The 22,326-nt window shown below is 52.7% G+C and carries 23 protein-coding genes and 1 pseudogene; 11 read left to right on the top strand and 13 right to left on the bottom strand.

Annotated features, from left to right (window positions below; translation table 11 throughout):
* The first annotated feature begins 7 nt into the window (after positions 1-7).
* Positions 8-943 carry a GlxA family transcriptional regulator gene (locus tag MRY16398_RS13875; protein WP_039078904.1) on the top strand — a complete coding sequence of 312 codons (936 nt, stop codon included), beginning with the start codon at positions 8-10 and terminating at the stop codon, positions 941-943.
* Between the two features lie 2 nt (positions 944-945).
* Here MRY16398_RS13875 and MRY16398_RS13870 read toward each other — a convergent pair whose 3' ends face one another.
* The gene (locus tag MRY16398_RS13870; RefSeq protein ID WP_125124613.1) at positions 946-1,896 is read right to left on the bottom strand and encodes an AraC family transcriptional regulator; all 951 of its coding nucleotides are present in this window, start codon (positions 1,894-1,896) and stop codon (positions 946-948) included.
* Between the two features lie 121 nt (positions 1,897-2,017).
* Here MRY16398_RS13870 and MRY16398_RS13865 point away from each other — a divergent pair, with 121 nt between their 5' ends.
* Complete coding sequence (locus tag MRY16398_RS13865; protein WP_039078903.1) at positions 2,018-2,551, top strand: carboxymuconolactone decarboxylase family protein; 534 nt, start codon at positions 2,018-2,020, stop codon at positions 2,549-2,551.
* Positions 2,552-2,650: 99 nt separating this feature from the next.
* Here MRY16398_RS13865 and MRY16398_RS13860 read toward each other — a convergent pair whose 3' ends face one another.
* Positions 2,651-3,721 carry a LacI family DNA-binding transcriptional regulator gene (locus tag MRY16398_RS13860; RefSeq protein ID WP_125124612.1) on the bottom strand — a complete coding sequence of 357 codons (1,071 nt, stop codon included), beginning with the start codon at positions 3,719-3,721 and terminating at the stop codon, positions 2,651-2,653.
* Positions 3,722-3,923: 202 nt separating this feature from the next.
* Between MRY16398_RS13860 and MRY16398_RS13855 the strand changes: the two genes are divergently transcribed.
* The 3 genes from MRY16398_RS13855 (at position 3,924) to cspE (ending at position 8,894) form a co-directional block, all read left to right on the top strand.
* On the top strand, positions 3,924-7,031 hold the full coding sequence (locus tag MRY16398_RS13855) for a beta-galactosidase (RefSeq protein WP_125124611.1): 3,108 nt from the start codon (positions 3,924-3,926) through the stop codon (positions 7,029-7,031).
* A gap of 57 nt (positions 7,032-7,088) precedes the next feature.
* On the top strand, positions 7,089-8,354 hold the full coding sequence (locus tag MRY16398_RS13850) for an MFS transporter (RefSeq protein WP_125124610.1): 1,266 nt from the start codon (positions 7,089-7,091) through the stop codon (positions 8,352-8,354).
* A gap of 327 nt (positions 8,355-8,681) precedes the next feature.
* Positions 8,682-8,894, top strand: a complete 213-nt coding sequence (gene cspE, locus MRY16398_RS13845; RefSeq protein WP_016495754.1) for a transcription antiterminator/RNA stability regulator CspE — start codon at positions 8,682-8,684, stop codon at positions 8,892-8,894.
* Positions 8,895-9,140: 246 nt separating this feature from the next.
* Here the strand turns inward: cspE and MRY16398_RS13840 are convergent, their stop codons facing one another.
* From MRY16398_RS13840 to MRY16398_RS13820, 5 genes are all read right to left on the bottom strand, one after another.
* A complete protein-coding gene (locus MRY16398_RS13840; RefSeq protein ID WP_110295254.1) occupies positions 9,141-10,268 on the bottom strand; it encodes a response regulator in 1,128 nt (375 codons plus the stop codon).
* Positions 10,261-11,331 (bottom strand): HDOD domain-containing protein, encoded by a 1,071-nt coding sequence (locus tag MRY16398_RS13835; protein WP_125124609.1) that lies wholly within the window; start codon positions 11,329-11,331, stop codon positions 10,261-10,263. The genes MRY16398_RS13840 and MRY16398_RS13835 overlap by 8 nt, the downstream gene beginning before the upstream one ends.
* Before the next feature lie 5 nt (positions 11,332-11,336).
* The gene (locus tag MRY16398_RS13830) at positions 11,337-12,431 is read right to left on the bottom strand and encodes a sensor histidine kinase (RefSeq protein WP_125124608.1); all 1,095 of its coding nucleotides are present in this window, start codon (positions 12,429-12,431) and stop codon (positions 11,337-11,339) included.
* A gap of 3 nt (positions 12,432-12,434) precedes the next feature.
* Positions 12,435-13,547 carry an FIST N-terminal domain-containing protein gene (locus MRY16398_RS13825; protein ID WP_039078896.1) on the bottom strand — a complete coding sequence of 371 codons (1,113 nt, stop codon included), beginning with the start codon at positions 13,545-13,547 and terminating at the stop codon, positions 12,435-12,437.
* A gap of 238 nt (positions 13,548-13,785) precedes the next feature.
* Positions 13,786-14,580 (bottom strand): AraC family transcriptional regulator, encoded by a 795-nt coding sequence (locus tag MRY16398_RS13820; RefSeq protein ID WP_125124607.1) that lies wholly within the window; start codon positions 14,578-14,580, stop codon positions 13,786-13,788.
* A gap of 77 nt (positions 14,581-14,657) precedes the next feature.
* Between MRY16398_RS13820 and MRY16398_RS13815 the strand changes: the two are divergent.
* From MRY16398_RS13815 to MRY16398_RS13800, 4 genes and pseudogenes are all read left to right on the top strand, one after another.
* Positions 14,658-16,708, top strand: a pseudogene (locus MRY16398_RS13815) (FUSC family protein).
* Positions 16,698-16,913 (top strand): DUF1656 domain-containing protein, encoded by a 216-nt coding sequence (locus tag MRY16398_RS13810; protein ID WP_125124606.1) that lies wholly within the window; start codon positions 16,698-16,700, stop codon positions 16,911-16,913. Before MRY16398_RS13815 ends, MRY16398_RS13810 begins: the two are co-directional and overlap by 11 nt.
* Positions 16,910-17,773: an efflux RND transporter periplasmic adaptor subunit gene (locus MRY16398_RS13805; RefSeq protein ID WP_039078892.1), complete on the top strand. Its 864-nt coding sequence runs from the start codon at positions 16,910-16,912 to the stop codon at positions 17,771-17,773. Before MRY16398_RS13810 ends, MRY16398_RS13805 begins: the two co-directional genes overlap by 4 nt.
* A gap of 324 nt (positions 17,774-18,097) precedes the next feature.
* Entirely contained in the window at positions 18,098-18,385 is a 288-nt protein-coding gene (locus MRY16398_RS13800; protein WP_125124605.1) for a hypothetical protein, read from the top strand.
* Positions 18,386-18,480: 95 nt separating this feature from the next.
* Here MRY16398_RS13800 and MRY16398_RS13795 read toward each other — a convergent pair whose 3' ends face one another.
* Positions 18,481-18,912, bottom strand: coding sequence for an NUDIX hydrolase (locus MRY16398_RS13795; protein WP_125124604.1), 432 nt, complete (start codon positions 18,910-18,912; stop codon positions 18,481-18,483).
* A gap of 58 nt (positions 18,913-18,970) precedes the next feature.
* Positions 18,971-19,540: an LOG family protein gene (locus MRY16398_RS13790; RefSeq protein WP_039078889.1), complete on the bottom strand. Its 570-nt coding sequence runs from the start codon at positions 19,538-19,540 to the stop codon at positions 18,971-18,973.
* Positions 19,541-19,726: 186 nt separating this feature from the next.
* Between MRY16398_RS13790 and MRY16398_RS30605 the strand changes: the two genes are divergently transcribed.
* Entirely contained in the window at positions 19,727-19,873 is a 147-nt protein-coding gene (locus MRY16398_RS30605; RefSeq protein ID WP_172600650.1) for a hypothetical protein, read from the top strand.
* Between the two features lie 91 nt (positions 19,874-19,964).
* On the opposite strand, the gene MRY16398_RS13785 is transcribed toward MRY16398_RS30605, so the two are convergent.
* The 3 genes from MRY16398_RS13785 to MRY16398_RS13775 form a co-directional block, all read right to left on the bottom strand.
* The gene (locus tag MRY16398_RS13785; RefSeq protein ID WP_125124603.1) at positions 19,965-20,144 is read right to left on the bottom strand and encodes a hypothetical protein; all 180 of its coding nucleotides are present in this window, start codon (positions 20,142-20,144) and stop codon (positions 19,965-19,967) included.
* Between the two features lie 106 nt (positions 20,145-20,250).
* Positions 20,251-20,553 (bottom strand): hypothetical protein, encoded by a 303-nt coding sequence (locus MRY16398_RS13780; protein ID WP_039078888.1) that lies wholly within the window; start codon positions 20,551-20,553, stop codon positions 20,251-20,253.
* Between the two features lie 184 nt (positions 20,554-20,737).
* On the bottom strand, positions 20,738-20,932 hold the full coding sequence (locus MRY16398_RS13775; RefSeq protein ID WP_071194289.1) for a hypothetical protein: 195 nt from the start codon (positions 20,930-20,932) through the stop codon (positions 20,738-20,740).
* A gap of 466 nt (positions 20,933-21,398) precedes the next feature.
* Between MRY16398_RS13775 and MRY16398_RS13770 the strand changes: the two genes are divergently transcribed.
* On the top strand, positions 21,399-21,683 hold the full coding sequence (locus MRY16398_RS13770; RefSeq protein ID WP_039078886.1) for a hypothetical protein: 285 nt from the start codon (positions 21,399-21,401) through the stop codon (positions 21,681-21,683).
* A gap of 172 nt (positions 21,684-21,855) precedes the next feature.
* On the opposite strand, the gene MRY16398_RS13765 is transcribed toward MRY16398_RS13770, so the two are convergent.
* A complete protein-coding gene (locus MRY16398_RS13765; protein ID WP_079498210.1) occupies positions 21,856-22,134 on the bottom strand; it encodes a hypothetical protein in 279 nt (92 codons plus the stop codon).
* Between the last annotated feature and the right edge of the window lie 192 nt (positions 22,135-22,326).

Raw genomic sequence — 22,326 nt, 5'->3', positions numbered from 1 at the left:
GGTTGCGATGCACCGGATAGGATTGATTATTTCTGACCACTTTCAGATGCTGGCATTGTCGACGCTGACGGTATTTGAGTTTGCCAACTTCGTGGCTGAAAAGCCTTTTTACCAGTTGACGGTCTATTCCGAATCCGGTGGCAAGGTGCGTTCCTCCTCTGGTATTGGCGTGGATTCCGAACAGTTGAGCGACGAAACCCTGGTTGATTCCTGGCTGGTGGCGGGGGTGCTTTCCCCGGTAGAGGAGCCCGCAAGCCCGGCGGTGATTCATTTTCTGCAAACCTCTGCCCGAAAAGCACGCCGTATCGCGGGCATCTGCACCGGCGCCTTTGTGCTGGCACAGGCCGGGCTTCTGGCGCAAAAACGGGCCACCACACACTGGGCGCACTCCCGCAGTTTCACCACGCTGCATCCCGGCGTTCAGCTTGAAGATGACCGTATCTTTATTATCGATGACACCATCTGGACTTCGGCAGGGATGACCGCCGGGTTGGATATGGCGCTCGGTATGGTGGAAAAAGATCTGGGCGCGGAGATTGCCCGTATTGTGGCACATCGCCTGGTCATGAATCAGCGCCGTTCAGGCGGCCAGACACAGCATTCCGAAATGCTGGCGCTGGCGCCTCGCTCAGATCGCCTGCAAAGCGCACTCGAATATGCCCGCAACAACCTGCATAAAACGCTGACGGTAGAACTGCTGGCCGATGCCGTGCATGTCAGCGCCCGCCAGCTCAGCCGCCTGTTTCGTCAGGAAACGGGGAAATCTCCGGCGAAAGCTATCGAAGGATTACGGCTGGAAGCGGCAAGATTGATGATTGAACAAAGCCGCCTCTCCCTGGATACCATTGCCCGTGAAGCCGGTTTTCGCGACCGGCGTCATATGCGGGAGGTTTTTATTCGCGGCTATGGTATTCCGCCGCAGTCACTGCGTACGGGCAGGTAGCATTAAGCAGTAAGGTGCGAGTCTGCCCGCCTCCCCGGTTTTTGCAGGCTCGCTTTTCGGTAGACGGCCGGGGTGATGCCATAGCGTTTTTTAAAGGCTTTGGTGAATGATGACAGCGACAAAAAACCACACCTTTCGGCAATGATATCCACCGCCAGAACCCTTTCATCAATCAGTAACCGTGAGGCCAGCGCCATACGCAAATGTGTCAGCCACGATTGTGGCGTCTGGTGATAACTGTGCGCAAAATACCGGGCAAAGGTTGCGCGCGATAAAAAACAGCGCTCAGCCATTAACTCAAGGGTCCACGGGTACGCCGGATCCGCGAACACTGCTAATAACGCAGGCGTCAGACGCTTATCACTCATCAGCCGCAGCATACCCGGAGGCGGTTCTCGCAGCGAAAGTAAAATCCGCAGCATCATCGCCAGCAGCGTATTTGCCAGCCCTTTAACCATCGCCATACTGCCTGGTAAACTGTTCTGGCTTTCACGGACTAACATCGTCAGTAACATTTCCAGCTCCGGAAAGCTTTTGCGCTCCGCAGGCTGAAGATGGATAAGCTCGCTCTCTTCGGCGAACAGCCAGGTGCAGTCCGCCCCAAAATAAAACTCCCCGCACAATACCTCAACGGACGGTCCCGAACCTTCCGTGCGTACCTGCGTCAAAATGCCATTATGATGCCCCTGCGCGGGTACCACTTGTCCCCAGTCCACCAGGCTTTCAAGGATATGGGGCGAACCCTGAGGAAGCAGCAGAATATCTCCGGCACGCACGTTAAGGGTTTTACCTGCAATGTGCAGGCGCGCCTCCCCCCGCATAATGACATGCCATGGCACAATCCCGGCTGGCAGTTGCTGATGGTCAGCAGCCCATCGCCCGTTAAACCGACAATGAAGATTCACCACGCATTGCGGTGCCAGCACAGCCAGTAATGAACTGAGGTTATCCACGCGCACTCCTGAGACGATAAGACAAAAAATAGAGGATTTGGGGGCAATAATAGCATGGCCTGCGCCCTATGATGTGTCCATCGCCAATACGGTGGCGCACATTAACTGACAGGAGAACACTATGAGCCGTTTAACCGCAATTCAGGTCGAAAATGCCACAGGCAAAACTGCCGATCTTTTCACAATGATCAAACGCGCAATGGGTAAAGTGCCAAACGCATATCAGACGATAGGTATCGCGCCCGAGATCCTGGGCCAGGCGCTGCAACACAATGCCACGCTGGCAAAAAGTACGCTGAGTAAACAGGAGCTGGAAGCCATTAACCTGGTCGTGAGTGAACTCTCCGGCTGCGATTACTGCCTGGCCGCGCATACCTTAACGGGCAAAATGGCCGGTTACAGCCTCGCGCAAACACAAGCACTGCGCCGGGGCGAATATCCGGATGATGCCCGTATTGATGCGCTGGTGAAATTCGTCGCAACCGTGGTCTCAACCCGCGGTACGCTGGCGGAAGAGACGGTAACCCGCTTCCTGGCGGCAGGTTTTAACGACCGCCAGGTTATAGAAATCATCAGTGCGATCAGCGCAATTCTGTTTACCAACATGGTCAACCGCGTCAATAATACCGTGGTGGATTTTCCACCCGTAAACTAAACACACTCGGACATTAAGATTTCTATCATGGCGGTGACGGGTTCTTTTGCACATCATTACCCGCCCCGCCGTTCTCACGGGCAGGCACGGCCTGACGCGCTACAATTTTTCCACCAGCGTTTTTAATTGCCTGAGTAAATCGTCTTTTTCATCTTCATCGCGGCCTCCGTACGGCCAGGTAGACTGGCGAATAACCAGACGCGTCGGCAGCAGCTCACGGATCCGCATCTGCGGGGCGGCCATCTGCTGAATCAACAACTCCACGGCGCGCTTCCCGAGCTTGTTGAAATCCTGCGCGACGGTAGTCAGAGGCGGCTGGAAATAGAGGCTGTCCGCCGTGTCGTCATAGCCAGTGACAGATACCGCCCTGCGGCCAGTACGATTGAGCTGTGCCAGCGCGCTCAACACCCCCAGCGCCATCTGATCGTTTGCCACGACAATGGCGCTGATCTTCGGATACTGATGTAACAGTTCAAAAGCTTTGTGCCATCCGCTGGCCGCGCTCCAGTCGCCGAAGACCGTCACCGCATTACGCACACCGTGACGATGCAATGCTTCACGCCAGCTACTGAGCCGCATCCGCGCGGAGACTGAACTTTCCGGCCCCGCCAGTAAGCCAAACTCCCGATGCCCTAATTCCCACAGATGCGTGTCGCAGGCACCGCAGCCCTCCATGTGATCAAAGCGTACACAGCAGACATCGGTCTCCGGCGAGATATCCAGAAACAGACAGCAGATATCCGGGTTCTCACTCACCAGTTTTTCGGCAATGCTCCCTTCCAACGGCAGATTAATAATCGCGCCGCGGATGTTCTGTGCGCGAAACTCATTCAGCCGCGCCTGTAACGAGGGGTAATCGGCTGTCGCGGGCATCGCGATCGCCACCTCCAGCTCGTGGGCGCTGGCGTGACTTTTGATCGCGGCGGCTATTTGCGAAGGGGCATGCAGCGTTAACGACGCGGTAATCAGGCCAATCGACGGCGCCGATTTCCCGGCCAGTAATTGTGCCGAGCGGTTCGGCACATAGTGCAACGCCTGCATCGCACGGATGACTTTATCGCGGGTACGTTCAGCCACCACCTCGGGTTTATTCAGCACGCGTGACACGGTTTGCTCTGAGACACCCGCCTCACGCGCCACATCTTCCAGGGTTGCCGTACGGCGTTGCATCGCCTTCTCCTTAACCTTGTGATAACAATGTCGCTCGCTAACATTATATGTCGAAAAGACGACAAAAAACGGCGTCTTTCGCACGGTTTCGTGATCGTTAATGGGTTTCACTTTCCCAAATATTGTGGCACCAAACAAAATATCTGATAACTCATCCATCTTGTCGAGCGAATGACATTTCATTTTATTATCAGGTATAGCGATGCAACATTACGATTCCCACGCGCGTCGTGGCCCCCGGTTCCACGATGTACTTGCCCGTGAAGACTGGCAAAATCAGACCATTACGCACCTTAACCGCTTAGCGGCTCACCCGACGTTTGCCAGTTGGCGAGACGTTCACGCCGCAAAGGAAAATCAGCCCTCAACGCACCGTCGTCTGCTGGACGGACAGTGGCAGTTTGCCCTGGCGCGCAGCCCGTTTGAGGTGGATGCCTCCTGGCTGGAAAGCGATCTGCCCGGTAGCCGCAGCACGCCAGTTCCTTCGAACTGGCAAATGGAAGGCTATGACATACCTATTTACAGCAACGTGCGTTACCCCATTGCAACCACCCCGCCGCGCGTGCCGGAAGAGAACCCGACCGGCTGCTACTCGCTGCTGTTTAACGTCGACGCGCACTGGCTGGATGAAGGGCAAACGCAGGTTATCTTTGATGGCGTTAATTCTGCCTTTCATCTGTGGTGTAACGGTGAATGGGTTGGTTACTCGCAGGACAGCCGCCTGCCTGCGGCCTTCGATCTGAGCCCTTATCTTCATACCGGCGAGAATCGCCTTTGCGTGATGGTGATGCGCTGGAGCGCAGGGACCTGGCTTGAAGATCAGGATATGTGGCGGATGAGCGGGATCTTCCGTTCGGTCTGGCTACTGCACAAACCTGCGCTGCACCTGAGCGATGTCCAGCTCACCCCACAGCTCGATGCGCTGTATCGCGACGCTGAACTGGTGGTTAACGTCACCGTCGCCGCCCCGACGCAGATGCTGGAGCACCTGACGGTCAATGTCGAGTTGTGGAACGACACACAGCGCATCGTCAATCATCAGCAACCGCCCGGCTCGCCGGTGATTGATGAGCGCGGCAACTATGCCGAACGCGCGGTGATGCGCCTGCCGGTCGAACGCCCGGCGCTGTGGAGTGCGGAGACACCGAACTGCTACCGCGCTGTGGTCTCCCTGTGGCGCGGCGATGAGCTGATCGAAGCCGAAGCCTGGGACATCGGTTTTCGTAAGGTTGAAATTGACAATGGCCTGTTGAAGCTCAACGGCAAACCGCTGCTGATCCGCGGCGTCAACCGCCATGAACATCACCACCAACGCGGCCAGGTTGTCAGCGAAGAGGATATGGTGCAGGACATTCGGCTGATGAAGCAGAATAATTTTAACGCCGTGCGCTGCTCCCACTACCCCAACGCCCCGCGCTGGTATGAACTCTGCAACCGCTATGGTCTGTACGTCGTCGACGAGGCCAATATTGAAACCCACGGTCTGGTGCCCATGAGTCGTCTCTCTGATGATCCGTCATGGCTCCCGGCATACAGCGCTCGCGTCACACGGATGGTGCAAAACAACCGCAACCACCCGTCGATTATTATCTGGTCGCTGGGCAACGAATCCGGCGGTGGCGGTAATCACGAAGCCATGTACCACTGGCTTAAGCGTAACGACCCGTCACGCCCTGTGCAGTACGAAGGCGGCGGAGCAAACAGCACGACAACTGACATTCTGTGCCCGATGTATGCCCGCGTGGAGAGCGATCTGCTGATACCGGCGGTGCCGAAATGGGGGATCAAAAAGTGGATCAGCCTGCCGGGCGAGCAGCGCCCGCTCATCCTGTGCGAATACGCGCACGCGATGGGCAATAGCCTGGGAAACTTTGCGGATTACTGGCGGGCATTTCGTGATTATCCGCGCCTGCAGGGTGGCTTTATTTGGGACTGGGCCGATCAGGCGATCACCAAAACCTTTGACGATGGCAGCGTCGGCTGGGCCTACGGCGGCGATTTTGGCGATAAACCCAATGACAGGCAGTTCTGTATGAACGGTCTGGTGTTCCCCGACCGCCGCCCTCACCCTTCACTTATTGAGGCCAAACATGCCCAGCAATTTTTCCAGTTTACGCTGCTGGCGCAAAACCCGCTGCGCATCAGTATTACCAGCGAATATCTGTTCCGCGCGACGGACAACGAAACACTGCACTGGCAGGTTCAGGCCGCAGGTGAAACCGTTGCCCATGGCAGTGCAGCTCTGGATATCTCGCCGGAGGGGCACAACGCATTGACGCTCGCGGAGACATTGACGCTGCCCACCGGTGCCGAAGAGGTGTGGCTGACGCTGGAGGTTATCCAGCCGCAGGCCACGGCCTGGTCAGAAGCCGGGCATCGTGTCGCCTGGCAGCAGTTCGCTCTCGCCGCCCCGCTGGTGCTGCGAACGCCTGTACGCCCGGCGAATGCACCGGAGCTTGAGGGCAGCGACAGTGCCTGGACGATACGCTGCGATAGCCAACAGTGGGTTATTGACAGGCAAAGCGGGCTGCTTACCCACTGGCAGGTCGACGGCGTGGAACAGTTACTGACACCGCTGCGCGATCAGTTCGTGCGTGCCCCGCTGGACAATGACATTGGTGTCAGCGAGGTAGAACGCATCGATCCCAACGCCTGGGTCGAGCGCTGGAAGAGCGCGGGGTTGTATAACCTCGCCGCGCGCTGTGTGCAGTGTGAGGCGCAACGTCTGGCCCATGAGGTGGTGATAGACAGCCGCTGGCACTACCTGAGCGGTGATGCCGTGGTAATTGTCAGCCACTGGCGAATGACCTTTGATGCCGAAGGCAAGCTGCATCTGGCGGTCGATGGCGAACGCGCAGGCACTTTACCGCCGCTGCCGCGTGTCGGGCTGAATTTCCAGGTGCCGGATCAGTACCAGCCGGTCTCCTGGCTGGGCTTCGGCCCGCATGAAAACTACCCGGATCGGCGCACCAGTGCCTGCTTTTCCCGCTGGGCGTTACCGCTCGATGAGATGACAACGCCCTATATTTTCCCCGGTGAAAACGGCCTGCGTTGCGATAACAAAGCACTGGACTGGGGGCACTGGCACGTCGCGGGAGATTTTCATTTCTCTGTGCAGCCCTACAGTACCGCGCAATTAATGGAGACCGACCACTGGCACAGGATGCAGCCGGAAAATGGCGTCTGGATAACCCTCGATGGCCAGCATATGGGTATCGGCGGTGATGACTCCTGGACACCCAGCGTACTGCGGCAATGGTTGCTGCTTGAGACACGATGGCAATATCAGTTAACGATCCACTTCCAATAATAATCGGGGGGCGTTAAGCCCCCAGGCATACAGGCATAACAAGATGGAACAGTCACAATGAAACTCTCTCAACTCGCACCAAGAGAACGACATAATTTTATCTACTTTATGCTGTTCTTTTTCTTTTACTACTTCATTATGTCGGCTTATTTCCCTTTTTTCCCGGTCTGGCTGGCGGAAGTTAACCATTTAACCAAAACCGAAACGGGGATTGTCTTCTCGTCTATCTCGCTGTTTGCGATTATTTTCCAGCCGGTGTTTGGCCTGATTTCCGATAAGCTGGGGTTACGCAAACACCTGCTGTGGACCATTACGGTCTTGCTGATCCTGTTTGCCCCGTTCTTTATTTTTGTGCTCTCACCTCTGCTACAAATGAATATTTTCGCCGGTGCGCTGGCAGGTGGGATCTATTTAGGGATCGTCTTCTCCAGCGGTTCTGGTGCTGTCGAAGCATATATTGAACGCGTCAGTCGCGCGAACCGTTTTGAATACGGTAAAGTTCGCGTTTCCGGTTGTATTGGCTGGGCATTGTGCGCATCGATAACCGGTATTTTGTTTGGTATCGACCCTAACATTACGTTCTGGATCGCCTCCGGTTTTGCTCTGGTGCTCGGCGTACTGTTGTGGATGTCCAAACCCGAAGGCAGTAACAGCGAGTTGGTCATCGACGCGCTGGGCGCCAATCGTCAGGCATTCTCAATGCGAACCGCCGCCGAACTGCTGCGTATGCCGCGTTTCTGGGGCTTTATTGTTTACGTGGTTGGCGTCGCCAGCGTCTATGACGTCTTCGACCAACAATTTGCCAACTTCTTTAAAGGCTTTTTCTCCAGTCCGCAGCGCGGGACCGAAGTCTTTGGCTTCGTCACCACCGGCGGGGAACTTTTCAACGCCACGATTATGTTCTTCGCACCCGCCATCGTGAACCGCATCGGGGCAAAAAACGCACTGCTGGCCGCCGGAGTTATTATGTCAGCACGTATTTTGGGGTCCTCTTTCGCGTCGTCTGCGCTTGAAGTGGTTATCTTAAAAATGCTGCATATGTTTGAGTTGCCGTTCCTGCTGGTCGGCACCTTTAAATACATCTCCTCGGCCTTTAATCCAAAACTGTCGGCCACGCTGTTCCTGATTGGCTTTAACTTATCGAAACAGCTTTCGGGGGTGGTGCTGTCGGCGTGGGTGGGACGGATGTACGACACGGTTGGCTTCCATCAGGCGTACCTCATTCTGGGCTGTATTACCCTGACTTTTACCGTTATGTCGCTGTTTACCCTGAAAGGCGGTAAAACGCTGCTGCCGGAACCAGGATATAACAGCGCCGCGTGATAACACGCCACGCAAGGGGTGACCAGGTCATCCCAAAAACGCGACGGCAGGCTATCTGGTACTGATGTGCCAGATAGCCGTCCGGGCGTGTAAGCGGTTAAAATAAAAAATATAAACGTTGCTTAATTAATTTCGCTATGTCTTAATAGCGCCATCGGTTTGGAATACAGACCTTATGAAAGCAGTTTTAGTAAAGCAGTCCTCAGTTCAAGTGTTATCCATAGATATCCTTCTTCGAGAGCCTCCTCCTAAGTGCCAAATAAGTCACTCTAACATTACAGGCCATTATTGCCACTCTGCGTGGCCCATAAAATTAAGGAAGTATCTATGTCTAATAAAATGACTGGTTTAGTAAAATGGTTTAACTCCGATAAAGGTTTTGGCTTTATCACTCCTGACGATGGCAGCAAAGATGTATTCGTACATTTCTCTGCAATCCAGAGCGACAGCTACAAAACGCTTGATGAAGGCCAGAAAGTATCCTTCACTATCGAAAGTGGCGCTAAAGGCCCTGCGGCCGGTAACGTTACCGCGCTGTAAGTTGCGCGCATTATCAGTGATGTTTACAACAGCGATGAAGACAATAGCCTGAGCAGATAAAATCTACTGATAAAAATAAACCCGCCGAGTGCGGGTTTTTTATTGCCTTACATTCAGCCAGCGGCTCGCTTTTATTCTTTCCGGTTAGCGGACCGGTTATTAAACAGCCAGCGCCTGACTTACCCCAAGGTAATTTACCCTCTGCCCTTGCAGCCCTTTTATCGACAGAGGGTTATCTGTATTTTCTCAGATGGACGTTCCCCGTACCCGGATAGGCTCTTTGATGGCATTCACGGACAACAACCGCTGGAGCGCATTAATAGCGGTGTCAGTAAGTTCATGCCCTTTGGTCAAGACCATCAGTCCATTCGATGTCAGGATATCTTCCTCAACCACCCATCCGGGCAGCAATTCGCGAATATGGGCAGAACGAACGCCACTCACGTTTGCGCGGAAATCTGACAACGCCTTAATGATGTAGTCGGGCAGTGGTGGCGTGGCCGCACGCAGAATTTCCCATGGCCGCTCCAGGCTCCAGCCACGGACGGCATGTTTTTCCAGTTCGAGCGCGGCACGCAGCAAATGCGCGCCTCGCAGAACCTCCAGAGGGACATTAGGCGCCGGCTCTTTCGCCTGGTGACGTATAATTCCCGCGACCAGTTCGAGGCGAGGAATGTTCTCAACCAACCGCCCGGCAACCTCCGGATGACCAAGCAGCAGTTTTTTCTCTTCATCCGTCAGTTTACGCTGGGCCGCATCAGCCTGGACGATATCCGCAGGAATACCGACACAGCCTATCTGGCTTAGTGACGCCGCGATGGTGTAAATCCATTCATCGGGCCACTCCAGTTTTGGCAAAGCATGATTCACACATGACTGCGCGAACGCGGAGCGCTGAAAAGCCCATGGCGCGACCATCGCGAGCACTTCGGTCAGCGTTTTCACCGAAGCGGTAAGCGTGGTGGCAAGCAACTCTTTTTCGGCACAAATAAGGCGATACTGGCGCACCGCCTCATTCAGCGTGGCAATCAGTTCGTCTTTTGGACAAGGCTTACACAGATAGCGAAAAATGGCCCCTTTATTGATAGCCGCAATTGAAGATTGCACATCGGCCTGACCGGTCAGCAGAATGCGAACACTGTCGGGAGAGATTTCCCGCGCTTTCGCCAGGAAAGTCGCCCCGTCCATGCCAGGCATACGCATATCGGACACGATGACAGCAAACTTTTCGCCCCAGCGAACGGCGTCAAGCCCGGCCTCGCCGCTCTTTGCGACCACTACTTCAAATTCCCCAAAAAGATTGCGTTCAATGGCGGCGAGCACATTGGGTTCATCATCCACGCACAGTACCCGAGCGAGGGCAGTATCAGTCATGATGGGTCTCCTTTATATGAGCAAGCATTTGCTGCCACAGAGGGAGCTGGTTCAGCATGCCTGTTTGTTCGAGATAATCGTTATCGGGTACGTTATTGTTCGCCAGCGCGACCGCAACATGTACGGTACCGATCGCACCGAAGCTATTATTCGTAAGGCGTGAAGGCTGGGCTTGTCGGGCAACGATCTCGACAAGATCGCCGGGCAATCCCCACAACGCCAGCATCCAGGCCCCCAGAGCGGCGCGGCTCGTGGGGGAATGGCCTTTAATATCGGGAAGCAGCAGAGCAATATTGGCGAGCAATGCGGCGGTCGACTCCAGCCCCTCGTGGCCACACATGCGGGCGGCGAGTTGCGAGGCGAGAAAGGCCTTACGTTGTAACTCACTGACACCAGGATCACTGTTCGCTTCGGTAAAAAATTCAGGGGTCTGGATCAATGACGTTATCTGCTCCAGCCCCAGGTGGGTGATGGCACTGCCGATATCATGAATTCGTGCCCCTCGTGTGAACCAGGCCGAATTTGCAATCTGCATAAACCTGGCCGTCAGCGCGGGATCGCGCCTGATGAGATCAGTAATACACGGGATATCACAGGCAGTCCCGGAAAGGCATTGTCTCAGTTCAGCGAATATCTCAGGTGTGGCAGGCAGGTGGCTAATATGCCCCGTTAAATCAATGAGCCCCGGATCGTCAATGGTCTGGCGTAGCGCGAGCGTACTTTCGATCATCTCGATCAGGGCCGTACTGTCACACGGCTTAGACACAAACCGGTGCGCGACCTGGAGCATTCGTTGCGTTGATGTGGGCTCTGAATAGCCAGAAAGGATGATCCGTACCGTACCCGGCCAGCGGGTGCGAACCTGGGTGAGCAACTCAGCCCCATCCATAAAAGGCATGCGCATGTCCGATACCACAACATCTGCCGGAGTCTGTTCAAGCATCGCCAGCGCATCAGGACCACTACTTGCAAAGCGGCATTCCCAATCAGGGTTATACATCATGACCGCTCTCTCAATGCCCGAGAGTATGCGGTTTTCATCGTCAACAAACATCACCTGCATGCCGTTCATCCCTCTTTGCGACTATGAAGCGGAAATTGCAATATGAACGTTGACCCCACCCCTTCCTCAGACTCGCAGCGGATATGTCCCATGTGTTTGTCGATGACCGTCGAGTAGACAATGGCAAGCCCCTGCCCCGTCCCCTTACCGACGGCTTTGGTCGTGAAGAAGGGATCGAAAATACGATCCAGGATACCAGCGGGTATGCCGCTACCATCGTCCTGCACCCGTATTTCCATAAAGTCACCGTTTTGCTCAGCGGAAATGACAATACGGCCTTTTTCCTTAACGCCTTTCTGCAGGGTATCGGCAATCGCATGGGCGGCGTTGACCACTAAATTAAGTATGGCCTGACCGACCATATCGCGCAGGCATGGCAGCAAGGGCAAATCGTCGCCAAAATGGGTTTCCAGATCAGCGACATATTTCCACTCGTTGCGCGCGACCGTCACGGTTGTACGAATGACCTCACGGATATCGACAGATTCTTTCTCATTTTGCGATGGGTGAGAAAACTCCTTCATGGCAGCGACAATTTTCGCAATGTGCTCAAGGCCTTCCAGGGACTCATCTAACGCTGAGGGAATCTGGCTGCGCAAAAAATCAATCCGGGCACGTTTTAAAACCGTGTCGAATGCCTCTATCGTCGGCTCATTGTCCAGTTTCTCACGCGCAACCTCGACCACCGCAAGCGCAGCATCAAGTACCTTTGTCAGCGTTGCATGGGCGGTTTTCACAAAACCGACATTGTCAGAAACATACTGAGTCGGGGTGTTAATCTCATGCGCAATACCTGCGGCAAGCTGACCAATAGACTCCATTTTCTGCGCTTGCAACAGTTGGGCCTGCGCTAACCGTAATTCCGATAATGCTTTTTCAAGCTCGAGCCGCTCGTTCTCGAGTTCCATCGTCTTACGAGCAACGACTTTCTCCAGACCAATATTCTGTTCCAGAATCGCAAAAGGCGTTGTATGGCTATGCCTGGCCTCTTGTGCAATACGGCGTTTCAGGACATCGATTGTTTTATCGCGGGCGAGAAGTTTGCGCTCATAATCGGCAAGTGACAGGCCCGCATTGGGTTCGTGGGTAAAAGAAGACATAATTTAGCCTCCGATAGCGACGCCTGTGAATGTCTGGTTTACGTGCAGCCCGTTGTACTGCTCGCCGTAGGTAGAAAAACCGATCACATTGTTCTGGCGCATAATGTCGCTAATCGGTTCTTCAAGCCCTTCTTCTTCAAACTGGAGGCGGCGAAGAATACAATCGCAACCGATGATGACACGCGGGTCAGGAATTATTTCATGAACCTTTTCAAACGATTGTCTGAAGGTCTCGATGGGATCTTCTGCTCTGCCAATCGAAATAATCAACCCCTCTTCAATCGCGCAATAGCAGGTTAACGAAAAATCGGCGTTCCATTTCTGAATGGAGCGTACATAAGGTTCATCGCCAAGCGAGAGCACCAGCGGGTTGCGAGAAAATATCGTGGGCGTCAACTCGTCCACGCTCAGGCCGAGAGATTCGGCGTAGACTTGTGCAGCAGGTTCGCCGTTAATTTCAAAAATGATCCGTTTCTCCGGATCGGCTTCGGTAATCACCAGTTCCACATCGCTGGGAACAAAGTGTTGAATTTTAAACGTCGCAAGAGGAGAGTGGGTCTCAATGACCGCAAAAACCGCTGCGTCTGATACAAATTTACCGTTGCCGTCGTAAATGAAGCTTTGTTCAAAGCGCAGGTCATCACCCGCCGATCCCCCGATGATAGGCACATTCCCTATCTGCTGATAAAGATTAGCCACAAGTCGCTCTTCTGCCATCGAAAGTCCATCGACAAGCAACAGACCGAAGCGATTAATATTCGGCCTTGCCTCGCTGTCGAGACGGATTTTTTCAGCCATGTCTGCAATAACGGCAGAGTATTCAACTAAAGGATGAATCATAAAAGCGGAGGCCCGAAATTCGCTCCCTAAGCCCAGGCCGAGCATCCCGGAGTGCTGAAAACCATCCAGACCAATTTGCCCGGAGGAGGTGCATCCTATAAGCGTGCATGAAAAGGTTTTTTTTAATTCGCTGCCTAATATTTCAAGATCATAATCCGGAGAGCAAAAAAATAAGATGGTTTCAATATCCTCATGACCAATCTTATTGGCAAATTCAGCTACAGCCTGGACAGGATCGCGTAATTCACTACTTGCATATTTTAGTTTGACATTCACGGCATATTCTCCGGCTGAGAAAAGCGATAGTGTTTATTTTAAACAGTACATGCTCAAAAAGATGCTCGTCTGGATTCAACAGTTGGGGAGTCATAAAAGCTGCCACCAGGCCACTTATGAATGCCTGTCTTAATTAGTTATACATGCATGGCATTTCTCTTCAAAGACGCACGTGAACTTTCTTTTCAGGCCGCCGTCTGGATCACTTTTGTTACCCTTTCATCCAAAACCCGGCTAATTAACGTACGTCTGTTTTTCGTTCGGCAAAATAGTGCGCAGGGGTGCTGCCCATCGTTTTTTTGAACATGGTGATGAAGGCATTCACCGATTCATACCCCAGGTTTGCCGCCACATTTTGTACCGAGACGCCACTTGCCAGCGCCTGGAGCGCAAGGATCAGATGGAGCTGCTGACGCCATCGTCCGAAGGTTAGCCCTGTCTCGCGTAGCATCAAGCGTGCCAGCGAGCGCTCGCTGAGCGCCAGCCGTTTAGCCCACGCTTTAAAGGTGCTGCGATCCTCCGGGTTACTGACCAGCGCATCTGCCATGGCGCGTATTTTGGGATGGGCCGAAACGGGCAGACTCAATTTCTGCTGCGGCATGGTGGCTAACTCGTCAAGCGTCACTCTGGTCAGTCTTGCGACATGGCTATCGGGCGGGTAATCGATGCCCTCACGCGTTAAGCGGTCCACCAACTCTTTAATCAGGGGTGAAATCGCCAGCGTGCAACATTTTTCCGGAAGCGCAGTGGCGCCGGGTTCAATAAACAGATAATTGAGATGGGCGTTCCAGGTCGCTTTAGCGCTGTGAGGAACATCGCCCGGTATCCAGACTGCGCAATTTGGCGGCACTATCCATATGTCATTTTCGGCGCGACAGATTACCGCGCCATACAGCGCAATGATCAATTGCCCTTTGCGATGTGTATGCACCGGCACTTCGGCCTCGTAATCAATAAAATCAAGATGCCGCGCCACTGCCGGGCACGAGGTGGCATCAGGGTCAAATAATGTTGTAACGAATTGGGGCTTCATGTGATTGGCAACATTTAGGTATTTTTTGACAGAATAGAGTATTTAATAGCATACGCAAGCCGGTAATAATCCCCGGCATGAACACATTCGCTCTCTTTCACAGTCATTTTTTACGCGCTACCAGCAAGCTATTACGCCGTGTGGCTTCTCCCGCACTGCTGAACGACGCTAACGCGTTGCTCTATTCTGCAAAGACTTTTACCGCCGCGATGCTCGCCTATTTTATTGCGTTGTCGATAGGTCTTGAGCGCCCGTCGTGGGCCATCATTACCGTATATATTGTCTCGCAAACCTCGGTGAGCGCGTCACTGAGCAGAAGCCTTTATCGCCTGGCAGGTACGGTCATCGGCGCCGGAGCGACCGTTTTGATCGTGCCCACTTTCGTGAACATGCCGGTGCTTTGCAGCGTGATGCTCACAGGCTGGATAACCTTCTGTCTCTATTTATCCCTCCTTGTACGCACTTCACGTGCGTATGCTTTTGTATTAGCCGGTTACACCGCGAGCCTGATTGGTTTTCCTGCGGTGTTTGATCCCGGCACTATTTTTAATATCGCCATTCTCCGCGTGCAGGAGATCATGATTGGTATTTTCTGCGCCGCGCTTATTCACAGATACGTATTGCCCGCGCGTATTTCAGGGGTGTTCAACAACAAATTAGCGCAGACATTACGCTCGGCCCGGCTGAAAATTGCCGACACCTTAGCAGGCAAACCCGATGAGCATTCCGATAGCCTTCATCTGGCGCTGGCACTGCAGTTTTTGCAGGGTATCAGCCACCATATCCCTTATGACTTTGCCCTTTCTGCGCCGGTCCGCCAGGCACGAAAAGCCATCCATGACAGGCTGGCTCGTCTGTTAATTGTGAATTGTGAATTACGCGATCGCTTACCGACGCCAGAGGAGATACCCGTCGAGCTGCGGTTGTTGCTAAAGGATGTCCAGGCCTGGCTGACTCATGAGGTGGAAAGCGAGCAGACGATCAGCGCAGAGGCGCTAAAAAAACGCAGTGAACAGTTAACGGCGTTATACGCTTCGCAGACACCAACAATGACAGATGCGATACGGGCCAGTTTTACGCGCCACCTGACAGAGGCCATCGTGCTTTTACAGCAATGCGAGCGCCTTTCTGATGCGGTTCGCCACGCGAAAAACACCCCTGCGCTGATGGAGGTCAAGGCTGCAAAAGGCTACGTATTCCACCGGGATCACCTTAGCGCTGCACGCACAGCGCTGGGGGCTTTCTCGATAATCTTAAGCGGCTGCCTGATTTGGATTTACTCAGCCTGGCCTGATGGCGCCACGGCGGTCTCTGTTCTTGGGGTCTGCTGTACGCTGTTTGCCAGTTTCGACACGCCAGCCCCCCACCTTGTGAAATATATTATGGGTTCCGTCTGGGGGTACTGATAAGCCTGTTCTATAGCTTTGTCCTTCTTCCGCAAGTGACCGATTTCGCGGTATTGGTTGCGGCGCTTGCCCCCGCCTATTTGCTGGCCGGATCGCTCCAGGCGCGCCCGCCCACCACATTTATGGCCATGGGGATCACCCTCACCCTGCCAATCCTTTGCGAATTAGGCGCGCATTACAGCGGGGACTTCGCTGTAGCCATCAATACCTCTATTGCCTTGTTTGCCGCCATCGGCTATGCCGTGGTCAGCATGAGTTTGTTGCAAACGGTGCAGGCAGACGCGGCCATTAACCGTCTGCTGAAACTCTGTCGACGCGATATCCGGCGCAGCGTGAAAGGTGTTTTTAAACCCGATGAGACGCACTGGACCAATCTGATGATAGACAGAACAGCCCTTTTACTGCCGCGTTTGCAACGCAGTGAGCACGCCTCAGAACAGGTGCTTGAGCATATGTTGCACTATCTGCGAATTGGCCTCTCTGTCATGCATTTACGCCACTGTTATTCGCGGGCGGAAAGAAAAACAGCCCGGGAGATCAATGACCTGCTTTACCAGCTTATTCACACGAAAGACATACCCGCCGTACGCGAGCGCATTGCGTCAATGATTTGCCTCTCTCTGCCTGCGCCAGATGAACAATCGCGCCAGGTTGTCGACAGGCTTGTTGACCTGCACTGCGCACTGCGAAGTAGCAAGAAGGAGCAAGAAAATGCTGAATGACATCAATATTGCGGGGGTATTTCTCCCCGGTCTGCTGGTCATTGCGCTTATTAGCCTGGCCTGCACGCTGTTACTCGTGCCGCTGTTCTCTTTCAGCAGGTTTTATTGCCGTTTGCCCTGCCGCCCGCTGATTGGTTTCTCACTGTATATCGTCACTTTTTTCCTGTTCCTGCAGGACGCTAACGCGCTGGGGTTATTTGCATGAAATCGTTTCTCTCTTTATTGACCCGCTATGCGCTGACGCTAAGCGCAGCCGCCGTGTCAGCTATTCTGGCCTTCATGATGTGGAAGCATTATGCGCAGACGCCCTGGACCCGCGATGGCCGGGTTCGTGCGGATGTAGTGCAAATTGCGCCGGATGTCTCAGGGCCGGTTATCAGCGTGGCTGTCAGAGACAATCAGTGGGTGAATCGTGGCGATGTTCTCTATTCCATCGATCCGCACTGGTTAACGCTGGCGTTGCTCAGCGCGCAGGCTGATGTCGATGCTAAACGTCATGAAATGCTGATGCGCCAGGATGCCGCCAGACGACGTGTGCAGATAAAAGGCATGATTTCCGGTGAAGATTTGCAGCAAACAAGCAGCGCGGCGAATATCGCAACGGCCAATTACCATGGTGCGCTGGCTGCGCTGGAACTGGCTGAACTCAATTTATCCCATGCCACCGTGCGGGCGCCGGTTGCCGGTTATGTCACACATCTGAGGCTTCGCCCCGGCGACTACGCAACTGCCGGAGAAACAAAGGTAGCCATCGTCGACGCGCAAAGTTTCTGGGTGGTGGGTTATTTTGAGGAAACCAAACTGCGCCACATTCGCGTGGGAAATACCGCGCACATTGCGCTGATGGGCTTCGAGCCCGTCCTGACCGGCCACGTTGAAAGTATCGGGCATGGGATTGGTGATAATAATGACGACACGGGCGGTCTTGGCCTGCCACAGGTTGAGCCGACTTTTAACTGGGTACGTCTTGCCCAGCGCATCCCGGTGCGTATTCACATCGATAACTTGCCGCAAGGGGTCGAGTTAGTGGCAGGCTTGTCGGCAAGTATCTCCATCGCACCTTAGGCCACGCTGGTTGTGGCAGTTATCCAAATCATTCCCCTTACGGCGTGGATAGCACCGCGCCGGTTGTCTCTTGTGGCGGTCGGAATGACGTTTCTCGCGTCCCGTCACAATAACATTCGGTGCGCGTGGAAAATAAGATATATTCCGGAGGAAAAATTCAGCGTCCTTTTACGCTCTTTTTTAAGCGTTTTTAAATTCTGCGCGCGAATTTGTCGGCACACGATGAGTTAAATAGATTTAAAAATTATTCACCCGCAGGTGCCAGGCGTATTTAAAATTGTTATTCTAGTTGTGCTTAATCACCTCTCTCCTTAAGGAGCACCCATGCCAGAGTACTGTTTTTTTAAAAAGGGTAAGCATACCGTTGCTCTGAAAAAATCAGATGAACAACGTGCATTTCAGTTGACTGAGCAGGGTTATGAAAAGCAGTTTGAAGAGGTCATCGCCGCGAATGAAAAACAGGCGCTTGCCCGTTTTGCTGATATTCGCCGGGAAAAGGAAATCGATCAGAATAACTTCCTGGCAGGCACTATTGCTATGCCGCTGATAGGCGTTATGACGGCGGCGGCAACGTCTCTTTTCAAAAAGAAGAAAGACGCAAGCAAAACATAACGCCCTTACATGAAGGGGCACCGGATTGACGGGCCGCAGCCCTGAACGTTGCAGCCCGCCAGCGGTGATAATCGTCACTGCGACAACATCCCCATTCACGCGTGAGCAGGGTTTATCTGTTTTATCGCCAGTTCCACGACATCTTTACTGAAAGAAAAATCACCGCTCAGTAACGCCGCAGCGTCAAACCAGCGCGCTTCAAAGACATCCGACGCGGCAATCGGTTCTCCCCCCTGCCAGGCACAAACGACCGGGATCAGCAGATAATGGTAACGAAGCTCGCCGGCGGCGTTGTAATCGAATGCTTCCAGGGGCACATCCGTCGACTGGTAAATAACCCTCAGCCCGGTCTCTTCGTTTACTTCACGCAACGCGGCCTGTTCTATGGTTTCGCCTGCCTCGATTTTTCCACCCGGAAAACCCCAAAAACCTGCGTCAGGTGGGTTAGAGCGACGTACAAGCAGTACACGAGATTCATGGACGATCACCCCCAGTACGGCGGCAACGGGATGTATGGTGTGTGGCATGATACGCTTTCCTGCGCGCACTGGCCGGGAGCGCCCGGCGCAGCGCCCTTAAATACGATTAATTTTTCACCCACTTACTCGCAGGCGCCTGATAGTTGCGAAAATACGCTACGACACTTTCGACATCGGTGGAAAACGGCAGCATATCGGCGTAACGGGCATGCATGAATCCCTCGGTAACCATTTTCTCCACCATCGCCTGTAGCGGATCGTAATAACCGTTGATATTCAGGAATGCGCAGGGTTTGTGGTGAATACCGAGTTGTGCCCAGGTCCACTGCTCGAAAATCTCTTCCAGCGTACCCGCACCACCAGGCAGTGCGATAAAGCCATCCGATAGCGCCGCCATTTTGGTTTTTCGCTCGTGCATATTTTCCACGACGTGAAGTTCACTCAGCCCCTGGTGCGCGATCTCCTTTTCAAACAGACCTCGCGGCATAACCCCCACCACGTGGCCGCCGTGCGCCAGGCAGGCATCGGCAACGGCGCCCATCAGACCAACCTTACCGCCACCGTAGACAAGAGAAATGTCGGCCGCCGCGAGGGTTTTGCCCACATAGCGCGCCGTTTCGATATACAGCGGATTTTCCCCGGAAGATGAACCACAAAAGATACCAATCGCTTTCATTACAACACTCCGTTGTTAGTGGAGGCGGTAATTTACCATATCTTTGTGTCAGCTTATTGCGCCTGTGGGTTGGACAATATCGGTCGGCACATTCAGGGAATTAAATGCGGAACAGTAAATTTAATAAGCTCAGTTTTTGTTCCGTAATTGTTGCGTACACTCACGTTAACCATTAAGGAGGTACGTATGAATATCGATAGCTGGCTCAATCAACTGCTTAACGCGTTCACCGAACAACAAAAACCCGCATGGATGCCACAATGCCTCTGGCTGTCACCGCAGCAGAAGATAGCGATTATCCGTGAGTTGATCTGTCCGGTGAGTAAAAAGTAAAAACATCATCTGGCGTCAGAGAGGTCAGATGATGTTGATAAACAGTGCGGCCTCCCCACCAACAACCGGGGGCGTCCGTGAGTCCGGAAATTCACTCCTCTTCGGCTTCCAGTGCCCGCTTGATATCATTAAGTTTTGCTGTCTGGCGGCGCATCTCCAGCAGATAGAGTGCTTCATAGGCTTCAATACCCACAAGGTTTTGTTCACCCAGCATATCTAAATCCTCTACCAGTAACGCGATCTCTTCCGGCGTGATTTTCGGTCTCATCATCACTCTCCTTTGGGTTAAACAAGCCAGCTTTGCGTCAAAAGACTAAAGGTAAGTATAACGGCAGTGGCTCCTTTTAACGAAGCAGCCGCCTTTTGTCGGCCTGGTGCTATTCGTACTTGTTTCGGTGTCGCTGGCAGTAAAGCAGAAGATAATCTTCAAATGAGGGGGGTAAATTGAACGTTATCGCCTGTTGCACCACGTGAATACCGTAGTGTTCAAAATAATCACTACGGGTTACGCGAAACTGGTCGATGAGGATTAGCGGTTTAGGATCAGACAGCGTGCTTTTTTGCTCGTCGATGACCTTCACTAAATACGTATCAGCATCTGTCGTAATAACATCATAACGAACAAGGCGATCGCCGGATTCGGCTGACAGATAGTGCGTTTTTATGGATGAGTAAATCATTGGCTTACTCCTTTTATACGCGACTTATCAGAAGTATATCCGCTTAAATGAGGAGTGAAATAGTAGCGTTCACATTTCTTAGATTCGTATTTACGTCTTCCTGGTGATAATACATTTCTGCCAAACGTAGACACAGCCCAAATTGACAGGCCCGCTTATCCAGGCAGGCCATGGTCAAATAAATTTACCCTTTCATTGGGGACGCAAGCGGTCCACCAACGATCTCTATTTCAACGTCATGACAGATCTCAAACCCTTCCGTAAGGCGCCAGACACCGGTCATTATTTTTCCTGTATCCATATTCTCAACTTTATCATGGGTATAGTAAGCCACCTGCACAATACCCTGGTGCTGGATCCAGTAATAACCCTCTTTCATGGGTACACTCTGCGAGTTACTCGCCGGAATGAGTGCTATGCAAGGTCACTCAAAATACGCGGCAAAAGATAAAGACCCAACAGGAGAATTGAGTCATTCAGGATGTGGAAACCGTGATGCCGGGTGCCTCCCGGTGTTCCTGACGGTCAGTCAGAAACGCATTCGCTATTCGCGACTTGCATGGTATGAAGACCAGCCCCACCGCTGAGGGGGATTCATCACGTCAGAACGATTGTTTGTCGGCTTGCCATACCGAACCGTTTAAGTTTAGCCGCAAAAGGTACGTTTCACCAGCCTGGCCCGCCGCGTATGTGCGCCATAACGAATTAATGCAAAGTAAACACATTCTTAACTACCCCATCGAAAATAGATAGCGAAAAAACTCAACTTCTTTCCCACCAGGCCGTTAATATAAATATGGGATAAAAAGTGAATGCAGATAGCCTGTCTGCGCGAGGAGAGAAAAATGCCGAAAATTTCTTTTGATCCTGAGTCCGGTGAACATAAGGTCATTGGTGTGATCACAACCGTCAATGTCACGCATGGCGGTTCCCTCTTCATTACTGAGACCGAAAACGGCGGCGTAACGACAACCACCGTCGAGTTTAATAACGGGGGATACGTCTCTTCTACACCAAACGAGGAGGGATTATGTGTCGCCAGCAAAGATGTGCTGATAACCTATACTGACGATCCAAATAACAAAGGCGGCATCACAATGAATGTGACCATGGATGAAAGCGTCAAATAAACGTCTGAGTACGGGTAATAAAAGCGTCGCTTTCAGGTCCTGCGGCGACGCTTTTAACGATGATTTATGCATTTCCTCTTTTGCTGCCTGATTAATTAATTTTTTGCCATTCATGGAAAATCCTGATTCTTATGAATGGACAATTGAATATATCATCATTCCTGTTGAATATTTAACTGACTAAACCATTTTGTCTGGAAAACGCCTTAACTTTCATTTTGAATGTTTCCAGGTCGTCTTGCTCCGCAAGTAATATGATATTTCCGCGAATATTATTTATTTGCTGTCGGTGTACATCCGTCAGTTTTTGCGCGGCAACAGGCTGGAGGAGGATAGCGGAAAGCGTTATTAATTTTTCGCCTGACCGTTCAGATATCACCCTGATAGCATCTGGGAAGTACCCAGGCGCACCGGCCATTACGCTGTTTATAATCAAGAAAAAATAGTCCATCGCGCACTCCCTCTCTTGAACGGGTTTTAGTACGGATTACTTCTATTAAATTACTTTTAATATATAGCCTGGCAATAACGTTGCATTGCTATTATCAGCACAGTATGACGCTGATTAACAAGAATTAATTATCGGGAAGAAGATCCAGATTCAGAAAATCACAGTGTACTGCCCGTTTCGAAACCGGAACCA

Origin of the sequence: Phytobacter sp. MRY16-398, assembly GCF_003925915.1 — a bacterium.
Lineage (GTDB): Bacteria > Pseudomonadota > Gammaproteobacteria > Enterobacterales > Enterobacteriaceae > Phytobacter > Phytobacter diazotrophicus.
Note: the sequence above shows the minus strand (reverse complement) of the source record. Positions and strands in the feature narration are given on the sequence as shown.

Coding starts and splice junctions, on each gene's coding strand:
- MRY16398_RS13795 (WP_125124604.1), bottom strand. CDS start 18,912: ATGCCACACACCATACATCCCGTTGCCGCCGTACTGGGGGTGATCGTC.
- MRY16398_RS13850 (WP_125124610.1), top strand. CDS start 7,089: ATGAAACTCTCTCAACTCGCACCAAGAGAACGACATAATTTTATCTAC.
- MRY16398_RS13840 (WP_110295254.1), bottom strand. CDS start 10,268: ATGACTGATACTGCCCTCGCTCGGGTACTGTGCGTGGATGATGAACCC.
- MRY16398_RS13775 (WP_071194289.1), bottom strand. CDS start 20,932: ATGAAAGAGGGTTATTACTGGATCCAGCACCAGGGTATTGTGCAGGTG.
- MRY16398_RS13820 (WP_125124607.1), bottom strand. CDS start 14,580: ATGAAGCCCCAATTCGTTACAACATTATTTGACCCTGATGCCACCTCG.
- MRY16398_RS30605 (WP_172600650.1), top strand. CDS start 19,727: ATGAATATCGATAGCTGGCTCAATCAACTGCTTAACGCGTTCACCGAA.
- MRY16398_RS13785 (WP_125124603.1), bottom strand. CDS start 20,144: ATGATGAGACCGAAAATCACGCCGGAAGAGATCGCGTTACTGGTAGAG.
- MRY16398_RS13770 (WP_039078886.1), top strand. CDS start 21,399: ATGCCGAAAATTTCTTTTGATCCTGAGTCCGGTGAACATAAGGTCATT.
- MRY16398_RS13805 (WP_039078892.1), top strand. CDS start 16,910: ATGAAATCGTTTCTCTCTTTATTGACCCGCTATGCGCTGACGCTAAGC.
- MRY16398_RS13765 (WP_079498210.1), bottom strand. CDS start 22,134: ATGGACTATTTTTTCTTGATTATAAACAGCGTAATGGCCGGTGCGCCT.
- MRY16398_RS13835 (WP_125124609.1), bottom strand. CDS start 11,331: ATGCAGGTGATGTTTGTTGACGATGAAAACCGCATACTCTCGGGCATT.
- MRY16398_RS13790 (WP_039078889.1), bottom strand. CDS start 19,540: ATGAAAGCGATTGGTATCTTTTGTGGTTCATCTTCCGGGGAAAATCCG.
- MRY16398_RS13875 (WP_039078904.1), top strand. CDS start 8: ATGCACCGGATAGGATTGATTATTTCTGACCACTTTCAGATGCTGGCA.
- MRY16398_RS13810 (WP_125124606.1), top strand. CDS start 16,698: ATGCTGAATGACATCAATATTGCGGGGGTATTTCTCCCCGGTCTGCTG.
- MRY16398_RS13830 (WP_125124608.1), bottom strand. CDS start 12,431: ATGTCTTCTTTTACCCACGAACCCAATGCGGGCCTGTCACTTGCCGAT.
- MRY16398_RS13800 (WP_125124605.1), top strand. CDS start 18,098: ATGCCAGAGTACTGTTTTTTTAAAAAGGGTAAGCATACCGTTGCTCTG.
- MRY16398_RS13860 (WP_125124612.1), bottom strand. CDS start 3,721: ATGCAACGCCGTACGGCAACCCTGGAAGATGTGGCGCGTGAGGCGGGT.
- MRY16398_RS13855 (WP_125124611.1), top strand. CDS start 3,924: ATGCAACATTACGATTCCCACGCGCGTCGTGGCCCCCGGTTCCACGAT.
- cspE (WP_016495754.1), top strand. CDS start 8,682: ATGTCTAATAAAATGACTGGTTTAGTAAAATGGTTTAACTCCGATAAA.
- MRY16398_RS13865 (WP_039078903.1), top strand. CDS start 2,018: ATGAGCCGTTTAACCGCAATTCAGGTCGAAAATGCCACAGGCAAAACT.
- MRY16398_RS13780 (WP_039078888.1), bottom strand. CDS start 20,553: ATGATTTACTCATCCATAAAAACGCACTATCTGTCAGCCGAATCCGGC.